This is a genomic window from Mucilaginibacter sp. SMC90 (genome assembly GCF_022811725.1).
Taxonomy (GTDB): Bacteria; Bacteroidota; Bacteroidia; order Sphingobacteriales; family Sphingobacteriaceae; genus Mucilaginibacter.
Genome location: NZ_CP094527.1, coordinates 3969572 through 3995567, shown reverse-complemented (window position 1 = coordinate 3995567; position 25996 = coordinate 3969572). Strand labels below are relative to the sequence as shown.

At 42.8% G+C, this 25996-nt stretch carries 14 protein-coding genes; 9 read left to right on the top strand and 5 right to left on the bottom strand.

Going from position 1 to position 25996, the window contains the following annotated elements; genetic code table 11:
- Positions 1–284 precede the first annotated feature (284 nt).
- The 6 genes from nirB to MTO98_RS17120 all read left to right on the top strand — a co-directional run bounded on the left by nirB (position 285) and on the right by MTO98_RS17120 (position 11830).
- Complete coding sequence (nirB, locus tag MTO98_RS17145) at positions 285–2780, top strand: nitrite reductase large subunit NirB (protein WP_243487836.1); 2496 nt, start codon at positions 285–287, stop codon at positions 2778–2780.
- Positions 2781–2826: 46 nt separating this feature from the next.
- On the top strand, positions 2827–3177 hold the full coding sequence (gene nirD, locus MTO98_RS17140; RefSeq protein ID WP_243487835.1) for a nitrite reductase small subunit NirD: 351 nt from the start codon (positions 2827–2829) through the stop codon (positions 3175–3177).
- A gap of 655 nt (positions 3178–3832) precedes the next feature.
- Complete coding sequence (locus MTO98_RS17135; RefSeq protein ID WP_243487834.1) at positions 3833–5374, top strand: alginate export family protein; 1542 nt, start codon at positions 3833–3835, stop codon at positions 5372–5374.
- A gap of 108 nt (positions 5375–5482) precedes the next feature.
- Complete coding sequence (locus MTO98_RS17130; protein ID WP_243487833.1) at positions 5483–6775, top strand: MFS transporter; 1293 nt, start codon at positions 5483–5485, stop codon at positions 6773–6775.
- A 92-nt stretch (positions 6776–6867) separates the two neighbouring features.
- On the top strand, positions 6868–10383 hold the full coding sequence (locus tag MTO98_RS17125; RefSeq protein WP_243487832.1) for a nitrate reductase: 3516 nt from the start codon (positions 6868–6870) through the stop codon (positions 10381–10383).
- A 4-nt stretch (positions 10384–10387) separates the two neighbouring features.
- Positions 10388–11830 carry a rubredoxin gene (locus MTO98_RS17120; RefSeq protein ID WP_243487831.1) on the top strand — a complete coding sequence of 481 codons (1443 nt, stop codon included), beginning with the start codon at positions 10388–10390 and terminating at the stop codon, positions 11828–11830.
- Between the two features lie 119 nt (positions 11831–11949).
- On the opposite strand, the gene MTO98_RS17115 is transcribed toward MTO98_RS17120, so the two are convergent.
- Positions 11950–12927, bottom strand: coding sequence for a DUF1080 domain-containing protein (locus MTO98_RS17115; RefSeq protein ID WP_243487830.1), 978 nt, complete (start codon positions 12925–12927; stop codon positions 11950–11952).
- A 324-nt stretch (positions 12928–13251) separates the two neighbouring features.
- Positions 13252–13668 carry a DUF1003 domain-containing protein gene (locus MTO98_RS17110; protein ID WP_243487829.1) on the bottom strand — a complete coding sequence of 139 codons (417 nt, stop codon included), beginning with the start codon at positions 13666–13668 and terminating at the stop codon, positions 13252–13254.
- Positions 13669–13966: 298 nt separating this feature from the next.
- Between MTO98_RS17110 and MTO98_RS17105 the strand changes: the two genes are divergently transcribed.
- A complete protein-coding gene (locus tag MTO98_RS17105; protein ID WP_243487828.1) occupies positions 13967–15475 on the top strand; it encodes a lipase maturation factor family protein in 1509 nt (502 codons plus the stop codon).
- A gap of 138 nt (positions 15476–15613) precedes the next feature.
- On the top strand, positions 15614–18937 hold the full coding sequence (locus tag MTO98_RS17100; RefSeq protein WP_243487827.1) for a FlgD immunoglobulin-like domain containing protein: 3324 nt from the start codon (positions 15614–15616) through the stop codon (positions 18935–18937).
- A gap of 115 nt (positions 18938–19052) precedes the next feature.
- Here MTO98_RS17100 and MTO98_RS17095 read toward each other — a convergent pair whose 3' ends face one another.
- The 3 genes from MTO98_RS17095 to MTO98_RS17085 form a co-directional block, all read right to left on the bottom strand.
- Positions 19053–20783 carry a RagB/SusD family nutrient uptake outer membrane protein gene (locus MTO98_RS17095; RefSeq protein ID WP_243487826.1) on the bottom strand — a complete coding sequence of 577 codons (1731 nt, stop codon included), beginning with the start codon at positions 20781–20783 and terminating at the stop codon, positions 19053–19055.
- A gap of 11 nt (positions 20784–20794) precedes the next feature.
- A complete protein-coding gene (locus MTO98_RS17090) occupies positions 20795–23782 on the bottom strand; it encodes a SusC/RagA family TonB-linked outer membrane protein (protein WP_243487825.1) in 2988 nt (995 codons plus the stop codon).
- A 516-nt stretch (positions 23783–24298) separates the two neighbouring features.
- Positions 24299–25297, bottom strand: a complete 999-nt coding sequence (locus MTO98_RS17085) for a glycoside hydrolase family 43 protein (protein ID WP_243487824.1) — start codon at positions 25295–25297, stop codon at positions 24299–24301.
- Positions 25298–25543: 246 nt separating this feature from the next.
- Between MTO98_RS17085 and MTO98_RS17080 the strand changes: the two genes are divergently transcribed.
- Positions 25544–25897 (top strand): HopJ type III effector protein, encoded by a 354-nt coding sequence (locus MTO98_RS17080; RefSeq protein ID WP_243487823.1) that lies wholly within the window; start codon positions 25544–25546, stop codon positions 25895–25897.
- Positions 25898–25996: the final 99 nt, after the last annotated feature.

The window sequence follows — 25996 nt, the reverse complement described above, 5'->3', positions numbered from 1 at the left end:
TTAAATTATCAATAAAAATCATGGTTGTAAGTCATTTTATTTTATTGATTTTGTTTTAATGGTTGATTTTTTAATAAAATATCATTTAAAAAATGATATAAATTATGTTAATGTCACTAAAATACAAATTTTATAATTGTAAAACATGATTTTTTTAATAAAAACTTGAAATTAAATTTCTATTTGATGTTTTTTTAAGTTATAATTGTGATATAAATGATGTCAAGGTCGCAGTTGGGTCATTTTTAGTTTAAAAATTGCTTTAACATTTAAAAAATTTCGATATGTCAAAACCAACCGTCGTTGTAGTTGGTAACGGCATGGTAGGTTACAAGTTTTGCGAAAAACTTTTAGCTAAATCAGTGCAGTTCCAAATAATTGTTTTTGGCGAAGAGCCGCGTCATGCTTATGACAGGGTACATCTTAGCGAGTATTTTAACGGTAAAACAGCTGATGATCTATCGCTTTCTACCTCGTCGTGGTATTCGGATAACGGCATTACACTGCATTTGAGTGATCCTATTCAGGAAATTAATCGCTCTGAAAAAACAATTCATTCTTTAAAAGGTATTACGCTTAAATATGATTACCTGGTTTTGGCAACAGGCTCATCGGCTTTTGTGCCCGATGTTCCGGGTGTTGAAAAGGATGGTGTATTTGTTTATCGTACAATTGAGGATCTCGAGCTTATAAAAGCGTATGCAATAAATGCAAAGTCGGGTGCTGTAATGGGTGGTGGTTTGCTTGGCCTGGAAGCTGCTAAGGCTTTAATGGACCTTGGTATTGCTGAAACCCATGTTATTGAGTTTGCTCCTCGCTTAATGCCGAGGCAGATCGACTCTGCGGGTAGTAATATGTTGCAAATGAAGTTGAGTCAATTGGGTTTGCATGTTCATTTAAATAAAAGCACTGCTGCTATTACTGGTGACAAAAAAATCCAGGCATTAAAATTTAATGATGATAGTCAGCTTGCGGTAGATATGCTGGTGATTTCCGCGGGCATTCGCCCTCGCGACGAATTGGCAAGGCTGGCCGGCTTGCATGTTGGCACCCGCGGCGGTATCGTGGTGAATGAAAAAATGCAAACCAGTGATGAATGTATTTATGCCATTGGCGAATGTGCTTTATATGAAGGGATGGTTTATGGCCTTGTTGCTCCGGGCTATGAAATGGCCGATATCGTGGCCGCTCATCTAACCGAAGCTGACAAAAGTTTTTATGGCTATGACATGAGCACTAAGCTAAAGTTGATAGGGGTTGATGTAGCCAGTTTTGGCGATGCTTTTATTACAGAGCCCGATTGTCGTACTATTTTGTTTGAGGATACCCACAAGGGAATTTACAAGCGCATTAATATTACCAATGATGGTAAAAATTTATTGGGTGGTATTTTAATAGGCGATGCGGAAGCTTATAATATGCTACTGCAAACTGTCAATAATAAAATAGTACTGCCTCCTGATCCGGAAGATCTGATATTGGGTTTAAGGGGAAGCGAGACTAATGCGGGCGCTGGAGTAATGAGTTTACCGGACGATGCGCTGATTTGTTCATGCGAGGCGGTTACTAAAGGGGCGATCTGCTCGGCCGTGAACGATGGTGGCGTTACTGGTATTGATGGCATGAAAAAATGCACCAAGGCCGGTACTGGTTGTGGTGGTTGTGTGCCATTGGTTAAAGATCTGATTGCCGGTGCCATGAAAGCAAATGGGCAATATGTTAAAAATGTTATATGCGAGCATTTTGACTATTCGCGGCAGGAGCTTTTTGATCTGGTAAAAATAAGCGGGTTGAAAAATTATGACCTTGTGCTCGATCATTATGGCAAAGGTGATGGCTGTGAGGTTTGCAAGCCGGTTGTTGCCAGTATTTTATCCAGCTTATGGAATGATGTTATTGTAAAACAGGAAGTAATTCAGGATAGTAACGACCGTTTTTTGGCTAATATTCAAAAAGGAGGAACTTATTCTGTTGTGCCCCGCATCCCGGGTGGTGAAATTACCCCTGATAAGCTGATCGTAATTGGTCAGGTCGCAAAAAAATACGGTTTATATACCAAAATAACGGGCGGCCAACGCATTGATATGTTTGGCGCTCACCTGAGTGATTTGCCTTTGATTTGGGAGGAGTTGATTGATGCTGGTTTTGAAAGCGGTCATGCTTATGGCAAGGCGCTTCGCACCGTAAAAAGCTGTGTGGGCAGTACCTGGTGCAGGTTTGGCTTGCATGATAGTGTAACTTTTGCCATAGAGGTAGAAGATAGATATAAAGGAATCCGTGCGCCCCACAAAATCAAAGGTGGTGTAAGTGGCTGTGTGCGCGAATGCGCCGAAGCGCAATCAAAGGATTTTGGAATTATAGCTACCGAAAAAGGCTGGAATTTATACGTGTGTGGTAATGGTGGTTCTAAGCCGCAGCATGCTCAATTGCTGGCTACCGATATTGATAAAGAAACGGTGGTTAAATACCTTGATAGGTTTTTAATGTTTTACATTAAAACCGCCGATCAGTTAACCCGCACTGCAACCTGGCTCAATAAGCTGGATGGCGGTATGAGTTACCTTAAAAATGTAATAGTAAATGATAGCCTGGGATTGGGCGAGCGGCTGGAAGAGGAGATGCAGGTCCTGGTAAATACCTATCACTGCGAATGGAAAGAAGCTATTAATGATCCTTCTATGCGCAAGCGTTTTGCTCATTTTATTAATGCTCCTGATGAGAAAGATCCTCACGCGCAGTTTGAGCCAATGCGTGAGCAGGTTCGTGCTAAGGAGTGGTAGTTTTTTTAGTTTGAAGTTAGATTGGTCATTATTTAAAGAAAACACAATGGAAACTGTAATAGCAACACAATGGATCATGGCTTGTTATGTTGATGACGTGCCTGAAAATGGTGGTTCATGTATTAAGCATGGCAATGAACAGATAGCGATATTTAATTTTGCACGCCGCAATGAGTGGTATGCTACCCAAAATCTTTGTCCGCATAAGCAGCAAATGGCCATTTCGCGCGGAATGATTGGTAGCGCAGGTGAAAGCTGCGAGCCAAAGGTGGCCTGTCCTTTTCATAAGAAAACATTTTCGTTACTTACCGGCGAGTGCTTAGGAGAGGAAGAGTTGGTTTTGAAAACTTATCCGGTAAAAATAGCGGACGGAAAAGTTTTTATAGGGGTGGACTAAGCATTGACTTCTTTGCCCGGAAGACGGGAGGGATAGATGTTTTTATTAAAATCATATTAAGCGTCGTTGTTAAAAGAGCAGCGGCGCTTTTTTTTATGTGTGGGGGTGCTTTTTTCTGATGCAAAAGATGTTTTGATCTTTAGCGTACGTTTTTTTTTACGGGGAAGGCGTTAAATTTAATGTGTAATTTGTACACTATGTATCAATATTGATTTTTATGTTTTGGGTTTTATAATTTTTTTTTAAATTTTAATTTATGATTTATATGATTTAATGTATATGCTGAAGGTTTTTTTGCAATTTATCTAATTTTAAGCTTGATTTTGTTTGATTTTTTATATCGTAGCGGTTTTTAAAGGGTTAATAAATTATAAAAAATAAATTTTATGTTGTTTTGTAGGTTTGTAATTTATTTTTTGTTAAAAAAAATTAAGTTTTCAATGATATTTATCACAAAAAAACATTTTTATATTCAATTATTTGTACTTAACTATTAAATTGGTTATATTTATCATAATTAATTCAATCAAAAATAGAAAAAGACTGTGCCTATGATGAAAATCAAAAAAACATAAAAAAGCCCTGCCGGGAGGTCGCATTCCCAGACAGGGTTAAATAGTTTTTAATCGCTTTAACAAATAAAAAACCATTTCAAATGTACAAAAATGTATGTAATCAATACACTATTGTCAAAATTCTATTAGTTATATCATGTTTTGTTTCTTATAATGCCTCTGCGCAGCTGTCTTTAACAGGGCAGATCAAAACAAGGGGCGAATTACGTGATGGTTCCGGGACTTTAGAACCAATAGGTAACAAAAATGCAGCCTTTGTGTCACAACGAACGCGGCTCACCTTCAATTATAAAAGCAGCAAGCTTATTTTTCAAACATCTGTACAGGATATTAGGCTTTGGGGCCAGGATGCCTCAACCATTACTATTAATGACGGAAGTCGCCTAAGCCTCCATGAAGCCTGGGCCGAACTGATCCTCTCCAACAAAAAAGACACTTCCTTTAAAAAATCCCCTTTTGATTATTTTGCGGTAAAAATTGGCCGGCAGGAAATCAGCTATGATGATGAACGTCTGCTTGGTGCTACCGACTGGATGCAACAAGCCCGCCGTCATGACGCTATTGTATTTAAACTGCTGCAAAGCGGCTGGCAGGTTGATCTCGGCGCAGCCTTTAATCAAAGTTCAGATGCTATTAACTATAATGGCACCTATTATATTCCCGCCAATGTGCCCGCTACAGTAAAGGATAGCAAAGGCAATTTGGCCAATACCCCCGCCGGGTTTATTCCGCTGGTGAATGCTTCAGGCATCAGTACTAAAACCGGTAACCCTTCATTTTTAAATCCGCCCGGCACTAACGGGCAAAACCAAAACTATAAGGCTCTTGAATATCTCTACTTTGCTAAAAAAATTAATAAAACTAAAATAACCGGTCTTTTCCTTGCCGATCAGTTTGCTAAATACAAGCTCGATTCGGTAAAAAATACATCGGGCGAAGACGTTGGTTACATATACGGCCGCCGGTATAATCAGCCGGGCATTAATACCCGCTATACCACTGGATTACTCCTCAATCCTGTTTTCGGCAGTAAAGACGAATGGGCTGCCACCGGTGGTTTTTACTACCAGGGAGGGCATGACCGCGACGGCGCTGAGCTGAGTGCTTATACTTATACCGCATCTTTATCATACAAAAGCAGCAGCCTGACTTATATAGCCGGCTGGGATTATCTGTCAGGAAACGATGCGTTATCTACCTCAAAAACTAATCACCGGTTTGATCCATTATATGGTACGCCGCATAAGTTCTGGGGATATATGGACTATTTTTATGCCGGCAGCGGATCCCCAACCGGAGGCTTGAGTAATCCTTATATTAAAATTAAATATCTTTCAGATAATAAGCGACTTAGCACTGAGTTATCCAACCATTACTTCTTACTGGCTAAAGACCAGAAAGGGATTGACGGACAAGCTATCGATAAATACCTGGGCACCGAGTTTGATTTGATCAATAACTATAAGCTTAACAAATTCACCGCTGTTGAACTGGGCTTATCATATATGGCCGCAACCCACAGTATGGAGTATGCTAAAGCTTTAACGCCGGATACCAACAAACTGCACCCGTTTTGGGCATACCTGCAGCTTAATATCAAACCCGAGTTTTTGAACAAGTAATACGTAGGCTGAAAGCTTAAGGCGAAAAGCCTAAAGCTAAAACGTTAAGAGAATCATAGTATAAACAAAAGCTTTCAGCCTTAGGCTTTCAGCTATAAGCTTAAAAAAATGGAAAAACAACTTACCAAACTCAATATATTTTCACTTAAGGGCGTTCAAATGCGCACCTTCCATATTACCTGGCTCATGTTTTTTGTGTGCTTTTTCGGTTGGTTCGGGCTGGCACCATTGATGCCAACCATCCGTGCCGAACTGCATTTGAGTAAAGGCCAGGTAGGAAATACCATCATTGCATCGGTAGCAGCTACAATTATAGCCCGCCTTATTATAGGTAAACTTTGTGATACCTGGGGGCCGCGCAAAACAGCGGTCAGGTTATTAATTATAGGGTCGTTACCTGTGTTTTTGGTGGGCCTGGCTCATGATTATACCTCATTTTTATTGTTTCGCCTGGCTATCGGTGTAATAGGGTCATCGTTTGTAATTACCCAGTTTCACACCTCAATGATGTTTGCACCCAATATAAAAGGTACTGCCAACGCGGTAACCGGTGGTTGGGGTAACCTTGGCGGTGGTGTAACCAATATGGTGATGCCTTTAATATTTGCCGCTATAGTAGGTGCCGGGTTTACCAAAGCCGAAGCATGGAGATACGCCATGATAGTTCCCGGTGTGCTGATGCTGGTAATTGCCTTTGTATACTGGAAATTTACTAAAGATACTCCCAACGGCAATTATGATGAAGTAGGGTACGCCAAAACCAATCCATCCAAAACAGATTGGTCAATATTAGCCGACTGGCGCGTTTGGGCCCTTACCATGGCTTACGCTATGTGCTTTGGTATGGAGATCACTTTTGATAACGTAGCTTCATTACATTTTGTAGATACTTTTCATCTGTCACAAAGTTCGGCTGGTTTCTGGGCAGGTATTTTTGGGTTCATGAACATTTTTGCCCGTGCCTTAGGCGGTATTGTGTCTGATAAGGTTGGCGGTAAATTCGGCATGCGGGGCAAAGGTTTGCTTTTGGCCGGTGTGTTACTGCTTGAAGGTATGGGTCTTATCCTGTTTGCTCAGTCGGGTAGCCTCACAATGGCCATCATTTCTATGCTTTCATTCGCGCTGTTTCTTAAAATGTCAAATGGTGCTACTTACGGTATAGTGCCTTTCATCAATAGCAAAAATGTGGGGATGGTGAGCGGCATTGTAGGGGCCGGTGGTAACCTTGGCGGGATGCTGTTTGGATTTTTATTCAAATCTGAGCACATCACTTATGTACAAGCATTTACCTATATCGGTATAACCGTTATGGTAGTATCCGCAATTGTGCTGATCACTCGTTTTCAAAAACAGGCCGAACCACAAACTGTAGACGAACCAGCTTTAGCCTTAGGAGCTTAAAACCGAAGGTTTGAAGCAAAAAGCAATAGAAAATAACAACATAAATATAAAAAGAGCTTTCGGCTTTCAGCCTTAAGCTTTTAGCTTGAACAATGTCTAACAAACGCCCTCAAAATACATTTAAAAGCACCTGCTGCTATTGCGGGGTAGGTTGCGGCGTGGTAATAAATAAAGAAAAAAACGGTAGTATCACGCTTGAGGGCGATAAGGACTATCCCGTAAATAAGGGAATGCTGTGTAGTAAAGGCCTTAACCTGCACTATACGGCCAATGATAAAACCGACAGGCTGCTGTACCCTCAAATGCGTTACAATAAAAGCATGCCCATGCAAAGGGTAAGCTGGGATGATGCATTGGAGCGCATAGCAGCCATTTTTAAAACCTTCATCAATAAATACGGGCCGGATTCGGTAGCTTTTTATGCTTCAGGTCAGTGCCTTACAGAGGAATATTATGTTGTAAATAAGTTGATTAAGGGTTTTATCGGCAGTAATAATATCGATACCAATTCGCGGTTGTGCATGAGCAGCGCGGTTGCTGCCTATAAAATTGCTTTGGGTGAGGATACCGTACCTGTTTGCTATGATGATATTGAGCTGGCTGATTGTTTTTATGTTACCGGGGCTAACCCGGCCTGGTGCCATCCTATTTTATGGCGAAGGGTTGAGGCTCATAAAACGGCCAATCCCGATGTAAAGATCATTGTGGTTGATCCGCGGGTTACAGATACCTGCAGCAATGCCGATCTGCACCTGCAATTGAATCCAGGCACCGATATTACCCTGAACCATGCTATTGGCAGGGTGTTGATAGAAAATGGCGATATTGACGTTGACTTTGTAACCAAACATGCTGATGGTTTTGAGCAGTACAGCAAACTGGTATTTGAACGTACCCTGGCCGAATCAGCTGCTATTTGTGGGGTAAGCGAAAGCAATATTCGTCTTGCTGCCAAATATATTGGTGAGGCAAAAGGCTTTATTTCGATGTGGACAATGGGCTTAAACCAAAGTTCGGTTGGCGTAAATAAAAATTTAAGCCTTCTGAACCTTAGTTTAATAACCGGACATATTGGTAAACCTGGCTCCGGGCCGTTGTCATTAACCGGGCAGCCAAATGCCATGGGCGGGCGCGAAGTGGGAGGGCTTGCTAACCTTTTACCGGCCCATCGTGTATTAACTAACCCGGCAGACAGGGCAGAGGTGCAAAAGTTTTGGGGTGGGACTGAAATAGCCGCCAAACCCGGGCTTACTGCCACCGAGATGTTTGAAGCCCTGAATGATGGCCGCCTTAAAGCCATCTGGATCATGTGTACTAATCCCTTAACCAGCTTACCAAACGTACGCCTTGCCGAAGAGGCTTTGAAAAAGGCAAAGTTTGTGGTGGTGCAGGAGATCAGTAATAAACCCGAAACGTTAGCGTATGCCGATGTGATCCTTCCCGCCGCCGCATGGGCCGAAAAAGAGGGCACGATGACCAATTCTGAAAGGCGCATCAGTTATCTGAGTAAAGTACTTGATCCGCCGGGCGAAGCTATGCCGGATAGTGAGATCATTTGCCGCTTAGCCCAAAAAATGGGATATAAAGGCTTTGATTTTAAAAATGCAGCCGAAATTTATGCCGAACATGCCAAACTAACCGGCAAAACCAATATTGATATCAGCGGGCTTAGCCATGATATCATTATACAACAGCGGTCGGTGCAATGGCCTTACAAAAAGCGCAATGCAGTAATAGGGACGCCCCGTTTATTTACCGACAAGCAGTTTTATACATATACAGGCAACGCGCAGATCAGTGCCGTACCGGATAGTCATACCAGCGAAGTGACCGACGGTGATTATCCTTTCATTCTTACCACCGGCCGTATCCGCGATCAGTGGCACACCATGAGCAAAACCGGTAAGGTGAACAAGCTTAACCAGCACATTAAGGAATCGTTTGTTGAGATCAATCCTGTTGATGCTGTTGCTTTAGAGATCAGGGAGGGCGATGTTACGATTATTACTTCCCGAAGGGGCGAGGCAAGGGTAAAAGCCAAGATAACGGAACAGATAAAACAGGGTGTTATTTTTGTACCGATGCATTGGGGCAAGATCCTGAACAATGATCTGCACCGTATTAACAACGTTACCAATGATGCCGTAGACCCAATATCCAAAGAGCCGGACTTTAAATATTGCGCGGTAAAGGTTGAGAAATATAAAAAGCCTTTTCAAAGAATTGTAGTTGTGGGTGCCGGAGCCGGTGCGCATGGCTTTGTAAGGTCGTATAGAGAACTGAACAAAGATGATGAGATCACCATCTTCAGTAAAGAAGATCATCCTTTTTACAACCGCGTTATGCTGCCCGACTATATCAGCGGGGAACAGCGCTGGGAGCAACTGGTAAAAATGACAGATGAGGAAGAACCCGAACTTAAAATAAGATTATTACGGGGTGTAAGTATCGAAAAGATAGATCGCGCCAATAAATATGTGCTGGATAGCCGGGGAATAAAAACCTATTACGATGTGTTGCTACTGGCTACAGGTAGTCGTGCAGCCATCCCGAAAAACGTGCCATCGCTGCCTGGTATCTTCAGTATGCGCAGCCGTAACGACGCCGATAATTTTAAAAAGCATGTGCCTAAAAACGGCCACGTGGTTATTGTTGGCGGGGGCTTGTTAGGGTTGGAGATGGCGGCCTCTTTACGTGAAATAGGGATTACTATTACCATTATCCAGCGTACATCAAGGTTTTTAAACCGGCAATTGGACGAGCTGGGCAGCAGGCTATTACACGAAGAAATGGTTGACCAGGGCTGTGACATCTTTTATGATGACGAAGTTCAGCTATTTTACGGTCGCAGTAAGCTTACTGGTATCGGTTTAAAAAGCGGCCGGAAGATTGATTGCGATGCCATGATCCTCGCTATCGGCACTACGCCAAACCTGGAGATTGCCAAAGATTGTGGCCTTGAAATTAAACGCGGCGTAATTGTAAACGAACGCCTGCTTACCAGCGACCCTAATATATACGCCATTGGCGAAATAGCCGAATTTAACGGTACACTATATGGCATAACCGCAGCTGCAGAGCAGCAAGCTGCCGTAGTTGCCGGTTACATGAGTGGCGACATAGCCAGTTACTACAAGGGGAGTTTGTTCATGAATATCATTAAAATTCATGGTTTTGACCTGTGTAGCATTGGCTTGTCTGATTGCCCGAATGATAAAGATTATGAGGAGATTGTGTTTATAGATAAGGCTAAGCGCTACTATAAAAAATGCATTATTCATCAAGATAGGCTGGTAGGCACTATTTTAATTGGCGATAAAGGCGAGTTCCAGGAATTTAGAGAGTTGATAGCCAACAGAACTGAACTAAGCGATAAGCGCCTCAAATTGCTTCGTAGTGGCAAAACAGCTGAGCCTGTTTTGGGTAAACTCGTTTGTAGCTGCAATAATGTGGGAGCCGATAATATCCGCAATAAAGTGGCAAGCGGGTGTACGCAACTGGCTGATGTTTGCAGCCAGACCGGCGCTGGAACCGGCTGCGGATCATGCAGGCCCGAAGTAAAACGACTGCTTGAAGAAGTACTTGAACAACAATTGTTAAGAGCTTGAACCAGTGGACAATAAGCAACTGATCAAGATAAACCTGCCGGGTGGTATAACCTCTGCCGGTGATTTTTATGAGATGCTCATCATTGCGCAAAACGCAGGTGCGAAACAGGTTCGCTTCGGGAACCGGCAGCAGCTTTATTTTGAGGTTGAAGAAGCTCAATTAGAGGATCTGGAATTTGATATGCTCGGTGCCGGTATCGACCATGAAATTAACCAGGATGCTTATCCTAACATCACCAGCTCGTACATTGCCGATGGTATTTTTAACCAGGAGAACTGGCTCAAAGAGGGTGTTTACAAAGACATCTTCGATCTGTTTGATTATCAGCCAGAAATTAAAATAAACCTGGTTGACAGTAACCAAACTTTTGCCCCGTTTTTTACAGGGAACCTTAATTTTATTTCTTCGCCGGTAAGTAACTACTGGTACCTGTATATCAGGTTCCCTAAAACCAATATCCTGTATTGCTGGCCTGTACTGGTTTACTCAGATGATATTCCCGCAATTGGTAAAGCAATACAACAGGTAATATTTGCTAATAAGCAGTTATTTTATGACCAGGTTGAGATTGATCCTGAAGAACTTTACGCGTTGGTTACTGCCGGTCACCAGTTTGTGATCCAGGAAATTGACCAGCCGCTTGCCATTCCCGAATTTCAATTACCCTATTACGAGGGCTTTAATAAACAAGGCAATAAATACTGGTTGGGTATTTACAGGCGCCACGAGCTTTTTGATATTGAGTTTTTGAAAGATATTTGCAACCTGTGCATGCAAACAAGGGTAGGGCAGTTATACATCAGCCCGTGGAAATCTCTGCTTATCAAGAATATAGAAACCAGGAATCGGCCTTTGTGGGGCAACCTGCTTAATAAATACCGGGTAAATATCAGGCATGCGTCAAATGAGCTTAACTGGCAGGTTGAAGACCTTTGCAGCCCATGTCTGGAATTGAAACAACAATTGGTGCGCGAATTTGAAGAGGCTGACCTGCGTACTTATGGGCTTAGTTTTGCGATAAAGCGGTCGCCAAAATCAGGTATTTACGGCTCTGTTATGATCCGTGCGCGAATGCTCGATGAATTTGAAATTGTACATACCCGTGATTTTAACCATAACACCCGCGAATTTGTAATATATAAACAAGGGGTTGCAAAAGCAGATCTGAGCAGGCACCTGACAGCACTTTGCAATATGTTTTATGAACAACAAAGCAATAATCAATCGCCGTTGCAGGTGAGCAAAGGCAATAATGAGGTTAAATCATCTCACCCAAAAACTGTTCATCAATGTAAAAGCTGCTTTACTATTTATGATGAGCTATATGGAGATATTTTTAACCAAATAGCCCCGGGAGTACCTTTTGTAAACCTGGGGGATTATGAATGCCCAACCTGCGGTGCCGAAAAGGAGAATTTTGTGGAACTGATATATCAGGTTGCTTAATTAGCCTCGCCCAAATCCTCTCTAAGGGGGAGCGCCTAAAAAAAGCCCCTCTAAATCTTCCCCAAAAGGGAGATTTAGAAGGGCTTTTTGCTTAGTGACTCAAAGACGATTTTATTAATTTATTTTGCCGGGGTAATGACAATGTTCCTGTAATCGATAGGCCCATGGTCGCCCTGGATCAATAGCGGGCCCGGTTCTCCTTCTTTACTGTCGATAGCACCGCCTGTAATACCCGGAATCTCCTGCTGGCATATCACCATTGTGCCGTTGGCAACAATGGTAACTAACCTCCCCACCAGTGTAATATCATATGACTGCCATTCACCTGCGTTTTTTGCCATCATTTTATTAGGCGGCAGGAAACCATAAATAGCACTAAACTGGTTGTTGATCGGTTCAGGTTCGCCGGTTTTAGTATCAATTACCTGCACCTCATAACGCCCTCTCAGGTAAACGCCACTGTTACTGCCTTTTTGATAACGAAATTCGATATGTAATTTAAAATCGTTGAATTTTTGATCGGTAATAAGGTTTGCGCCGGAGTGTTTGCTTCTCAAAATCCCCGATTCAACCACCCATTGGCTTTTGCCGTCGGTATGCCAGCCTTTGGTGTCTTTACCATTAAATAATTGAACAGGTTTACCCCAAACCGGAGCCTTTGTCCTCACCATTGAAGGTGCCCTTACGCCGGTGAAATGGTATGTAACTCCATCTGTATATACCATTGTACCCGATAGCTCTTCACCTTTCAGTTCAAATTCAAAATCCATGTTCCGGTTTCCTTCTTCCCATTGTGGTGGAATAGAAAAGCTGTACTTTCCGTCATGTGGTTTTACCTCCGATATCGGACGTGCACTACCGAAAGCGTAGGTAAAACGGCCGATCAGCGTATGGGTTCCTGATTTTTGAACTTCAAGCCATGAAGGCAGGCTTTTACCGCCTTTGTCGATAACTATATCCCAGCGTCCGATTACGGCTGGATCTTTTACTTGCTGAGCCCTGGCTCCTGAAATTATTAAAAGCAGTAATCCCGCAATGAGTTGTATGCGGATAAACCTGTTGGTCAGGCTTTGGTTAGTGGTAGTTTGGTTTCTCATAATATTTAAATCTACAAACTATCATCCAATATTTGATTAAACGGTTGTTTTTTGTAAAAGCCATCAGATCTGGTTGTTAATAGATTAATGATTATTGGTCTGGATTTACAACTGATGTCCGGTTATTATTGGTGCTTTCAACGACGACATAAAAAACAACTCCGATGAGTTGCGGCTATGCTGAAAACAGTGGAGAAGTAAGGAACTATTGTGAAAATAGTCTCGACGAATACCTGGTTTTATCGTCAGCAAAATATCAGCGAAGAATACCAGACCAACTATCCTTAAAAGGCAATTGATCTGGTGTCCCTAACCAGCAATAAATTAATTTTTGTCCATTTTTTCAAGCAATGCCAAAATCTTGTCAAGCTTATCAACTTCAATAGCGTTTAACCGTAGTTGTAATTCCTCAATTTCTCTTTTAGCCTCTACATTGGTACGGAAATCTTCATTAGCCTGGGCACGGTCGCGTTCATTCTGCCGGTTTTGGGCCATCATAATAATGGGTGCAGCATAGGCCGCCTGTGTCGAAAACAATAAATTCAATAAAATATAAGGGTAGGGGTCCCAATGGCCTACAAAAGCCACAACATTTAACGCCATCCATAATGCAACAATTAGGGTTTGAATGATGATGAACCGCCATGAACCCATGCCTGCTGCTACAGAGTCGGCCAATCGCTGACCAAAGTTCATTGATTCAATATGCCTTTGATACCAGTTTTTTTTATTGTTTGACATTTTTAAGAATTAAGATTTATATAATAAATATATAAAATTAATTATCAGGGCTGCCTTTATTGGAGGCGGTGAAATTGCTTTTAAAATAATCTGATCTGTTTTATTAAATCTTACCCGAAAAATTTCTAAACGAATGCCTTTCAAGCTATCCGCAATTATCAAATTACGGGAATTTTAAATCCGAGTGATTCGATTAATACCTAAGAACGGTATAAATTGTGGCTCATATAGCCGGTTGATAATCAAATATTTCTATCTGTAATCTCCAAATCTCTGTAACTTTGAAATACATACTACTATGTTAGATAGCCAAGAACATACACCTCAATATTGGCTCACCCGCTTTGTACTGCTACGCCTGTTGGGGGCAGTTTATGCGGTCGCATTTCTTGTAGCTATAAACCAGGTATTGCCACTGATCGGTTCAAATGGGTTGTTACCGGTAGATAATTACCTGCAAGAGGTAAGCACTGCGTTGGGTTCAAAAGGAGCAGCTTTCTTTCGGTTGCCATCGCTGTTTTGGTTCTGGCATTCAGATCGGGCCTTGCTGCTGGTTGCATGGACTGGTTTGATCTTATCATTAATTGTTGTAGCCGGCTATGCCAATGCCCTTTCTATGGGTCTGTTGTGGATATTATATCTCTCCCTTGTACACGTTGGGCAGGATTGGTACGGCTACGGTTGGGAAATCCAGCTTACGGAAACCGGTTTTCTTGCTATATTTTTATGCCCGCTGCTGGATCTGCGGCCTTTCCCTAATCGCCCGCCGCCCTTGTTGATAATTATCCTGTTTCGCTGGCTTATATTTAGGATCATGTTTGGCGCTGGGATGATCAAATATCGTGGCGATACAGTATGGCGCAATGGAACAGCGTTGTATTACTACTTCGAAACCCAGCCAATACCGGGGCCACTTAGCCGCTGGTTTCACTTCCTTCCGCGTGTGGTATTGCAACTGGGCGTTTGGTTTAACTGGCTGGCAGAACTACTGGCACCATGGTTTGTTTTTGGTCCGCGGGCATTCAGGCACATGGCAGGGATAATTATTTTCCTTTTACAATTGTCCATTATCCTGAGCGGTAACCTTTCTTTTCTGAACTGGCTCACTATAGTACCTGCACTGGCTTGCCTTGACGACGGTTTTTGGGCTAAGTGTTTACCTCGAGTACTTGTGCGTAAAGCCGCGAAAGCTGCAGCGGGAGCAGAGGTTTCACAACCCATGCGATATACAGCGCTGGCAGTTACCTGTGTTGTTGGCATCCTTAGTATCCAACCGGCATTTAATCTGCTGTCGCCCAAACAAATTATGAACGCCTCTTATGATCCGTTAGAACTCGTCAATACCTATGGTGCATTTGGTAGCGTGGGACAAGAGCGTTTTAACGTGGTTTTTGAAGGTACAAGAGATCTTAATCCTGATAGTGCTACCTGGAAAGCTTATCCTTATAAAGGCTTGCCTGTAGCTCCTGATCAGCGCCCTCGTCAGGTAGCTCCATATCAACTACGATTGGACTGGCAGATGTGGTTTGCCGCAATGTCGACAGCCGATCAGTACCCCTGGACATATCACCTGGTATGGAAGCTGCTGCATAACGATCCGGGTGTGGTTGGTTTGTTTGCTGATAATCCGTTTCCCGGGAAGCCGCCGCGTTATATCCGCGCTGTTATTTATCGTTACCGTTTTGCCCGGCCAGGTAAAGGTACGGGCGCTTACTGGAAACGGGAAAGATTAGGCTTATGGTTACCAGTGCTTTCTGTTCAAAATGCGCAATTTGTAGCTTATCTGAAAAGCCAGAGATGGCTATAGATCGCCATTAACGGCTCTGCTTTTTAAATGCCTGAACACAATACAACATTGTTACTAACAAAGTACATTTTTGCAAACGATATTAAGATAGCTTTGTAGTAATCATGAATTTATCATAGAGCTGTTTTAATAATGACAATGAATCGGTTTGCAAAAAACGTTTATACCTTTTTTAGGGTTTTCACTCTATTTATTGGGGGTTATTTCAGCCTCTTGGAATATGCCGTGGCGCAAACCGGAACAGGTTTCGTTTTTAAACTGGATAGCAAAGCAAAAACCAGCGCCGGTGTATACTCAAAAGATGGTACGCTGATACGTACGCTTTGGAGCGGTGTAACCTATAACGCTGGTGCCCATCAGTTTAGCTGGGATGGTATCGATGATGACGGTCGTCTTGCTGCAAATGGCGGTTACATAGTTAAAGTGCTATCAAACAATGTAAAATATAAATGGGAGGGTGTAATTGGCAATACCTCCGATTCTCTTAGCGGCACAACAGTTCATCATGCTATTGAACGTATGTATGGGATGGCTGTAAACGGTAATAATGCATATTTTGCGGTTGGGTATAATGAACAGGATGGCAGCACTTTTAAGTTTAACATCCGTAGCCCTCAAAAAAAGACTATGATACTTGGTAAGGGATTATCGGTAAAGTATGTAGCTACAGATGGTATAAATGTTTATTGGGCCGGCAACGACGGCAACGCTGTTAACAACTGGATGGTATTTGGTACTAAAGTAACCAATGATGCTGAGAGCGGTTTTACCAACGGACAGCCGGCAATTACAAAATATGGCCGCAAATATAAAAGCGTTATAGATAACGTAAATAATGATAAATCGGAGATTTCGGGCCTTGCAGTCCAAAAGCGGGGAAGGTACCTTTTTGTAGCCCATAAAAGCTTAAACGAATTACATATACTTGATAAAACTACCGGTGCACTTGTACAAAAACAATCATTCGATACTCCATTAAATATAGCCGCCGACGACAATGGGCATGTTTGGCTTATCCATTTTAAAGATGGTAAACGGATTGCAGAGAAATTTGCTGTTGAGGCCGGCGGAAAGTTAAATTCTTTAAATATAGCACCTGCCGGATTAGTAGAACCATTGGCATTAGCTACAAGTCCAAACGGCAAAACACTCATAGTTGCTGATGGAGGAGATAGCCAGCAGTTGAAAGCGTTTGATACTGATAACGCTTCGTCATTGTGGACGTACGGTGTTGCCGGCGGCTATACCACCGACCCGAATGTACGTAATGATAAATTTTATTTCAATGAACTTAAAGGTCCCGGTACTTTCATTGCTTTTCAGCCCGACGGCAGTTTTTGGGTAGAGGACGCCGGTAACTCAAGGGCGCAACATTTTGCAGCGGATAGGAAATTTATTGATAGGATCATGTACCTGCAAACATCTTATAGCTCTTTTGTTGATGCCAATGACCCTTCGCGCTTGTTTTCCGATTATCTTGAATTTAAGGTGGATTATAGCAAGCCACTTGCTGCTAATAATGGTTCATGGCAACTGGTACGTAATTGGGGGCATAATATACCAACCGAATACGATGATAAATATAACCGACTAAGAGCTGTTACAACATTAAGTAATGGTAAAACTTATGCATTGCTTACGCATAGGTTCAGGACATTTGTTAACTGGAAACTGGTTGAACTACCCAAAACAGGCCCGCTGCGAATAACCAGCACTGATATACCTATGGATAATACGCAGCTGTACCCGGATGGCTCGCTTTATAAAGTTTCGACATTTAGGATAGGGGCACCAACGGTTTTTACCAAACGGGAGCTTTTAAAGTTTACACCCGAAGGTGATCCAGTATGGGGGCCACAAAACACTATTGCCCAAACCCAGGCGGCCGAATCGACAGATCCGGGCTATCATGGCAATAATACGATCCTGAAATCAGGCGAGATCACATCCTCGGGGATTATAACATTATTTGATGGTACAACTGCTAACTGCTGGCACCTTGGCGGAATTAAAATTGGAGGTGATAAACTACTTTGGCGCACAGCCAGGAGCACCACAAAAGAATACTGGGGTCCGTTCCCCCCGGATGGAACTTTTGATATTGGAAACCATACCAATTACCCTGGCTGTATTGCAATGGCAAGCGGGCGCAGTATATTTTGGGGCTATCATGGTGAATTTTGGAAAAACAGCGAGGTGAACAAATGGACACAGGTATATGATGATGGTTTATTTGTTGGCCAGTTTGGCGTTGCAGGCCCAGAGGCCGGAAAAGGTGAAGCTGCTGCTGAAATGGCGGGCAACTGTTTTGCAGCATCTGTGGTGAAATTAGCCAACGGTGATACCTATCTGTATCATAATGATGAGAGTTTGCATGGCGGTGTACATCGCTGGAAAATCAGCGGACTATCAACTATAAAAGAACAGGCTATCCCGATTAATTTAGCCGTTAATACGATGGGCCTTTCAGCTAAAAGTATATCAGTAGCTTCGGGTTCTGCACTGAGTTATAATGGCTTTTTAAATCCCTTATATTCAGAACAATATGAGTTTGTTTTAAAAGGTGGCAATATTGATAATTGCAGGCTATGGGTAGATGGCAAATTATTAACCCCTCAAAACGGCAAATCCATGATCACCCTGGATAAAGAAACACGTTATGCCGTACGCTTGGAGTACCCTGCCGGAAAAAATGCTAAAAATGACTTACAACTTTATTGGAAAAGTGCCAGCCAGCAGGAGCAAATTATTCCAAATGAACGACTTTATAGTTTAAAGCCATCTGCAGCTGCTTCCGTTATCCAGCTTATGGATGACCTGCCTTATAACAGCACGCTCGAAAATGACCGCTATGGCTGGAAACGGCAACCGGACCGGGACGATAGTACAAATAAGTATACTCAATGGTGGAGTGTGCATACTAATATCAAAACATATCGAAAAAACCTCCCTGATATCTATATTGACTACAGACAACAGAATAAACAAGCTATTTTAAGCCGGAGCCTTGGTGACAATATCAACCTGGCTTCCTGGACATTGTCGGGCATAGTTAATTTCACTCAAAATTGTGTTAACGTTGGAGCCGGCAATAGTTTTGACGAACAGAATGGCGTTTACCTGGAGGTATTAGATAAAAAACAAAGAATAATAGCACGTGTATTTTTACACTCAGCAATTTATCGCGGCGATGTAAGTATGTTTATAAATGACGCCGCTATTTATAAACTGAAATATGATAGCTTAACAAAGCTGGAAGATCGCTGGCCACCCATTACCTTAAAGATGAATAATGGACGGTTACTGGCCGCATATAGTGGTAATAAACTTATGGCAGTTCAAAGCTATGACAGCAAAGCAGACGTTAAAAGCCCTGCTTCGGTACGGTTAGTTTGCTCGTCTCTCAGTAAAAAAGGAGGTTATACTTTGGGATTGGACGCGTGGAAATTTGAAAAGAGGTAAAATGAATATTCTGGCTTAAATTCACAAAGCCATTAACCATCAGCAACTATTTTATAACGAAAAGGTGCCGTCCATATTCGGACAGCACCTTTATTCGTTTTGCCTTTAATTTATATTAGTAACCCGGATTTTGTTTAAATTGAGGGTTAACGTTCATAATATCGCGGCCAATAGGGAAGATCTCGGTGTGTTTATCCCCATCAGGTTTTTTGTCCCACCATGTTCCGGTTGTGAATACACCCCAACGGATCAGGTCGGTGCGCCTGCGGTTTTCACCAATAAATTCACGGCCCCATTCGTCCAGCATTTCCTGATCGGTAAGCTGGCTTCCATCGGGAGTGTAAAGACTCGGTGAGTTTGCCGGAAAATTACGTTTTCTCACCTGGTTCAGATAGTTAGCTGCACCGGCCTTATCGCCTGCGCGGTAGCGACATTCAGCCAGGGTATAGTAAATTTCTGAAAGGCGGATCTCTGCATAAGCAGAGGTGATCCGGTTAGGATCTGGCGTAGGGTAAAACGGATATTTCACCAGGAACACGCCAGAGTTATGATCGGCATGGTTCATGTCTGATTCCTTGTCGGCTATTTTTGTTCCCGGTTTTGCGCCCAGAAACATCCCAACCTGGTCGCGGATAAAGAGTGGATACGGGCCTTTGTTTCCTTTAACGGTGTCAGTACGGGTTATACCGTTTACCACATGAGTGTAGGGCAGGTAGCCATACAAAAACATACCCTCGCGCTGGCTGTTGCCAAGGTTTTTGTATTTCTTTAACCGCAGGTCGTCCGGGTATTTTTGAAATTTAACAAAGGGTTTGCCTAATTGAAAAGTATACTCCACGCTGTCCACATCTCGCCCGGGCTGTAACGCATAACGCGGGTTTGATTGGTTAAAGTCTGTAAAGCCGCAGTATAGCGGAGCTGCATCGTAAGTCATGCCCCAAAAAAACATACCGCCGTCATACTGCCAATGCGTACGCGCAAGCGAGCCCGGAAATCCATAAAGCACTTCTGAGTTTAATGTTGTATTGGTGTAATCAAAAGGAGCATCCCACCGGGTGTCAAGTTGATAAGCACCATATTTTCCGCTGATAATATCCCGGCAAATTGCTTCACATTCGGTGTATTTTTCTGTGCCAATATAAACTTTAGCATTAAGATAAAGGCGCGCCAGTAAAGCAGCTGCACCGGCTTTTGTCCATCGCCCTATACCGGAGGCTCCAAGCTGTTCACGAGTCGGCAAGCCATCAATAGCACCTTTTAGCTCCGATTCGATATAGGTGAACATTTCTTGCGGAGTAGACTGCGGATTACCCTTTGTTGAGTTTTTTACGTCGGTAACGATCTCAATATTGCGATAAAAGTCAAATGCCCTTAAGTAAAACCATGCCCTCAAAGTATGTAATTCCGATTTAAAGTCTGTTAATTCGGCATCGGTAACACTGAGCTTTGAGGGGTCTTTGATGCCTTCCATATCTGTTAGTGAATTGGTTGCCAATACAATTCCCTGGTAAAAGTTGTTCCACGCGCCTGTTGTGAAATTATCTGTGGTGGTCCAGGTGTGGTAATGCATACGTTGGTAATAACCACCATCCTGCCAGTCGCCCTGCCTGTTGTAAGTACCTATTTCATCAGTTGCGTCTTCGCCGGCGGCATAAACATCATTGCCCTGTATGCTCCAGTAAGCATGCTCAAAGGGACGCAGAAAATCCCTGATCACGTCATCCCGACGGGTCAGGAAACTGGCTGCATCTACCTTGTCATATACGTGTTCATTCAGTTTGGTACAGCTGCCGGTCAATAAAGCCGACAGTAAAATGCCGCTGATATATAGTTTATTTTTTTTCATGTTTTGTAGGTTTAAAAGGTTGCCTGCAGACCAAGGATTAGTTGAAGTGTAGCCGGATAATAATTAAGTGAAGTGTTCACACCCGGTGTAAGTCCGTTAACCTCTACCAGGTCAGGATCGCCGCCTGTAAAGCTTGTAAACGTATGCAGGTTTCGGCCTGTGGCATAAATGCGTATCGATTTAAGGTATTTGGTTTTAAATGGCTGCGTATAGCCTAAAGCCACGTTATCTATTTTTACAAATGATCCATTCTCCAGGAAATAATCGGAAGCGATAGCGGTTGTTGCCGAATTGGTTAGCAATGAATATTTGCTTTTGCTGTCGTAAGCCGATTTCAGCACATTGGCATCGCTTTGGCTTGATGGTGTTCCGATATAAAACGCAGATGTGTTGAATATTTTATAACCAAATGTACCACGCAGGAAGATGCCAAGGTCAAACCGTTTGTACCTGAAGGTATTTCCCATTGACCCAATGAATTTTGGCAGGCCGTTCCCTACAAATTGTTTATCATCTGCAGATGCCTGGTTAGCCTGAACTATGGTGCCATCTTTTTTATAAACCTGCAGGGCTCCGTCTTTGTTCACCCCGGCAGAGCGTAATGTATAAAACTCGCCAATGCTGCGGCCTTCCTGGATCCGTTGTATGTTGCCCGGAGAGCCAGGGGCTGGTAAGCCAGCGAGCTCAATAAATGGTGCGCCTTTATAGATATCGTTAGAGAACGAGATGAATTTATTGCGGTTATACGCCAGCGCAAAGGTTACATTGTAATTGAAATCTCCGTTCCTGACAACTGCACCGTTAAGCGCCAGCTCCAATCCATAGTTTTTCATGGTACCTACGTTGGCAAAGGTTTGTGTTTGAGAGTTTGGAGGTAAGGGCACATTGTAATAGCCCAGTAGATCTTTGTTTTTGCGGATATAGTAGTCAAGTGAACCAGAAATACGGTTATCAAGGATAGAAAAATCAAGGCCTGCGTTGAAATTGATTGATTTCTCCCATCTTAAATCGGGGTTAACATTTGATGTTGGCCCATAAACCTGGTAAACCTGGCCGTTGTACGGAAAATAACCGGCTCCGCCATATAATAGCAAGGAAAGGTAGTTGGCAAAATCCTGGTTGCCCGTAACACCATAGTCAGCACGTAATTTCAGATCATTTACCCATGGAAGCGCACCTTTCATGAAATTTTCTTCAGAAACGCGCCAGGCCGCAGATGCAGCAGGGAAATTTCCCCATTTATTGTTAGTTCCAAATTTTGATGAACCCTCGCGGCGTATACTTGCTGTTAAGATATACCGGTTGTTGAAGTCATAATTAGCCCGGCCAAAAAATGAAATGAGGGTAGAACCGTTTTGTGTTGAACTAACGGCAGACTGGCCCTGCCCGGCAGCACCACCGTTATACAATCCGGAGCCGAGGTTATTCCACAGGTACGAGTCAAATGGAAAATCATAATTCTGAGCGTAGAATGTGTTGTAATTATACAACGTATATGAGTAACCTCCCAACACCTTCAAGTGATTACGCCCCAGCTCAAGCGAATAATTTCCCGTCCATTCCACATTTTTCTGGTCATTTTCCTCTTGCCTCTGCGATGCGAAATTGGTTTGCGTTATTTTAGCCGAATGCACGATAGATGACAGGGTAGAAGGAGTGAAATTTAAACTCCTTGCCGACCGGCTGATCTCCGACAGCGTGACAGTTGTGCTCAGATTCTTAAGGATGTTCACTCTTAATGATCCATTCATGTCCAGCTCTTTAATTTGTGCTTCTGATTTAATCACGTTGGCATTTTCAACGGGGTTATTGGAGAAGAAACCGGTATTGATGTAATTGTATTTATGTGCCGTATCGTAAATTGGATAAGTTGGGTTAAGCGTGAGTGCATTATTGAAATTGCCCTGGTCGGAATTACTGGTATTCATATACCTTGGCGCAACACTCAATGAAGCTACAAAAATGCCATTGTCTGTGGTGTGGTTTACGTTAATTCGTGCGCCGTACTCTTTTTTATGGGCCCGAAGGTCAATACCATCGGCATTACGATAATCGGCCGATGCGAAGTAATTCGTTTTACCAGAACCGCCCGACAATTGAACGGTATGTTTTTGAGCAAATGCAGGGGAGTTGGTAACGGCATCCATCCAGTTTGTTTTAGCGCCGTAATCCTGTCCCTGGTTGTTCTTTACACGGTCATTGATAAATTCATCGGGGGTAAGATTTTGCAGGCGATTAGTCAGATAATCAAAGCTGGCATAGCCTTCGTAAAATGTGCGCGCCTGCGACGAACCTTTTTTAGTAGTGATGATAATAACGCCATTACTTCCACGCGTTCCGTAAATAGCAGATGCTGCACCACCTTTAAGCACATCAATGCTTTCTATATCATTTTGATTGATGTTATCGATGTTGCCTCCGGGTACGCCGTTTATAACATACAACGGGCCCAGGCCGGCATTACGGGATGAAACCCCGCGCAACTGTACTGTAGGAGATGAGTTTGGATCGGCGGACGCTGTATTGGTAATGTTGAGGCCAGCAACCTTGCCTTGTAAGGACATAAGAGGGCTGTTTGATGCTACGGGAAGCAGATCTTTAGATGAAACGTGCGTGATGGCGCTCGATACCTCGCGCTTATCAAGCGTGCCATAACCAACGCTCACCACAACAACTTCCTGTAGTGATTTGCTGGAGGCCGTAAGTGAAACGTTCAATGTGGCATCAGCGGTGAGCGGCACCTCGCGGGTGTTGTAGCCAACATATGAAAAGGAAATGGTTTTGGCAGATGCAGGGACGTTGAGGGTATAAATACCTTTTGCATTAGAGGTGGTACCTACCGACAGACCGGTCACTACAACACTTACGCCGGGTAATGGTGAACCGTCGGCAGCGTCTGTCACGGTGCCTGACACTGTTCTGTTTTGAGCCAGAGCGGTGCTGGTGAAGATACAACAGAGCGCAAAGGCGCTTAGCCTGAGTAAAAGTTTTTTGTACATAAGAAGAATTTATAATTTGATTTTTGAGATTAACTGGCCCCGGAATTAACGCCTCCTGGCAATGGCGAAATGCAAGCAGCTAAGGCGGCACGTGTGCTTTTATCATGTATTTCATTAAGGTAAATTTTAGGCGATAACCGGTGATGTTTCGCTAATTGGTTTCGCTTGCAAATAAGCCCGATAAGCGCAAAGACACAAGCCTTGGCAGGGAGGCCAAAGAAAAATCCAGAATGAAATTAATCTAACTTCCTTATTATTAGATTATTATAAAAATAATGTATGGGTAAAATCTAACCCATTGATAAGCAATTGTGCTTTAGAAGAGCTAAATTGAATGGCAATAGCAAATCGTTTGCACTCATTTGCTTGTACAAATTTGTGTTCAAATGTGTACGCATCGGTTTATATGAACGGTGCGTACAGCATCCAGATTTCTGATGCTTATTGATCAGTTGACAGCCGGGGTAGGCTGTTCGAGATACTACAATCAAGGAGCCGTTTTGAGCAATATAAACGTTAGGGAATATAGGGGCCACGAACAATCAGCTTATCACCAGAGTCATCTACTTCAAATAAATGCGGAATTCTTCGGTAATGTCCATTAATATCCTGATGACTGTGTACCGCCATCAATAGTTTGCCCTGTAGTGTTTTAAAAATCATGCCGTGGCCGAAATTTGGCGGCGTAACCGGTACCTTCTCCTGTATCCAGGGCCCGTCTAAGGTACCACTTTTGGAATAAGCAACACCTTGTGTATATACTGAATATACCCAACTTGTCCAGATCATACCAAGCCGTCCGGTTTGAGTAAGAAATAAGTATGGTCCATCTGTTACTTTATTGGGGCGATCATTCCCGCTTTCATCTTTTTCCCGGCTCCAGGGAGAGTCGCTTGCGCGAAATAACACTTTTCCGTTACCAACTGATCCGCTGAGATCTGGCTTAAGTTCAATTTTTTCAATGGTACCATTCCAGTTTTGCAACCATTCGTAACAATATATCATGTAGGGTTTTCCGTCCTTGTCAATCCAAAAAGTACCATCCAGCGTAGGTTTGTTTGCCGGCAGATAGGTTGCATCTTTCATCGGCACATAAGGGCCATCTGGCTTATCGCTTATCAGGATATGCGATGCCCTGCGTTCTATAACATTACCCTTAACGGTATCAATCTTGATGTTGCGGTTTGTAAACGTAGCAAAATAGTAGTACTTGCCTTTATACTCATGCAATTCCGCAGCCCAGATCATCGGGTGAGGCCCCATCCATGATTTAGGATCAGTTTGTGCAACCTGAAAAGGACCTTCCCACAATTTAAGGTCCCTGCTTTTCCAAAGCATACCTCCGGTACCGGTCATGTAATACATTTCAGTCTTATGGTCGGCCAAGATAAAAGGATCACTTAAACGGATGGAATCAAGCGGGATATCTTTCTTGACAATAACTGTCTTTTCCTGTGCGAAGGCGATAAAACAAAAAGGTAATAAAAAATAAAAAAGGGCAAGAGCTTTCTTCATCGCTATAGGTGTTTGTAGTGATCAGGTAGATTTAATGGTTCTTTATTGATATGGTGCATACGAATTACGGTACTTTTTCATTTACATACAGGGGGTAAAATAATATTTTAAAGGGGGCGATAGTCATTATATCTGGTTACCGGCTCTCATATTATCAATTTAAGATCTTTCAATCTTAAAAAGAAAGACATGGTTTCCTGCGTCATTAAAGTTTTAAAATATATTTTCGCAAAAAATATTCTCTGAATGAAAGAACAATTGTCTGCCTTGCTTATCGCCTTAAAAGAAGGTACTGCAACATTTAATGAAGTAATCGAATTTATAGCGGTTTACTATCAGCATCAGCCAACCGCATTTAAAAATGGTGATGTTTATAACGAAACCACCCAAAATCAGGGAAGCGCCAGGGTTTTCGCGTTTGCACAAATCAATAACCTTATTGAAGCAGATACACTTTGCTTATTTGCAGAACATTATAAGGCTGTAGTGGCAACGCCTAACGGGTCAGATCATCAGAATATCCGGCAGTTTATGGCCCATGGCTGGGAAGGAATTGAATTTGAAGGAGAGGCGCTGATACCAAAATCAGAACAGGCCTAAATAGATCCCTATAAACCGTCCCTATTGCAAAAAGGGCGGTTTTGATCCCTATGTGCCAACAGATATTACACTTTCGGCATTGTCATTAGTACCCTTTAT

What these genes read in the sequence shown, in the direction of transcription:
- nirB (WP_243487836.1), top strand. Translation starts at nt 285, where the DNA reads ATGTCAAAACCAACCGTCGTTGTAGTTGGTAACGGCATGGTAGGTTAC.
- nirD (WP_243487835.1), top strand. Translation starts at nt 2,827, where the DNA reads ATGGAAACTGTAATAGCAACACAATGGATCATGGCTTGTTATGTTGAT.
- MTO98_RS17135 (WP_243487834.1), top strand. Translation starts at nt 3,833, where the DNA reads ATGTACAAAAATGTATGTAATCAATACACTATTGTCAAAATTCTATTA.
- MTO98_RS17130 (WP_243487833.1), top strand. Translation starts at nt 5,483, where the DNA reads ATGGAAAAACAACTTACCAAACTCAATATATTTTCACTTAAGGGCGTT.
- MTO98_RS17125 (WP_243487832.1), top strand. Translation starts at nt 6,868, where the DNA reads ATGTCTAACAAACGCCCTCAAAATACATTTAAAAGCACCTGCTGCTAT.
- MTO98_RS17115 (WP_243487830.1), bottom strand. Translation starts at nt 12,927, where the DNA reads ATGAGAAACCAAACTACCACTAACCAAAGCCTGACCAACAGGTTTATC.
- MTO98_RS17110 (WP_243487829.1), bottom strand. Translation starts at nt 13,668, where the DNA reads ATGTCAAACAATAAAAAAAACTGGTATCAAAGGCATATTGAATCAATG.
- MTO98_RS17105 (WP_243487828.1), top strand. Translation starts at nt 13,967, where the DNA reads ATGTTAGATAGCCAAGAACATACACCTCAATATTGGCTCACCCGCTTT.
- MTO98_RS17100 (WP_243487827.1), top strand. Translation starts at nt 15,614, where the DNA reads ATGAATCGGTTTGCAAAAAACGTTTATACCTTTTTTAGGGTTTTCACT.
- MTO98_RS17095 (WP_243487826.1), bottom strand. Translation starts at nt 20,783, where the DNA reads ATGAAAAAAAATAAACTATATATCAGCGGCATTTTACTGTCGGCTTTA.
- MTO98_RS17090 (WP_243487825.1), bottom strand. Translation starts at nt 23,782, where the DNA reads ATGTACAAAAAACTTTTACTCAGGCTAAGCGCCTTTGCGCTCTGTTGT.
- MTO98_RS17085 (WP_243487824.1), bottom strand. Translation starts at nt 25,297, where the DNA reads ATGAAGAAAGCTCTTGCCCTTTTTTATTTTTTATTACCTTTTTGTTTT.
- MTO98_RS17080 (WP_243487823.1), top strand. Translation starts at nt 25,544, where the DNA reads ATGAAAGAACAATTGTCTGCCTTGCTTATCGCCTTAAAAGAAGGTACT.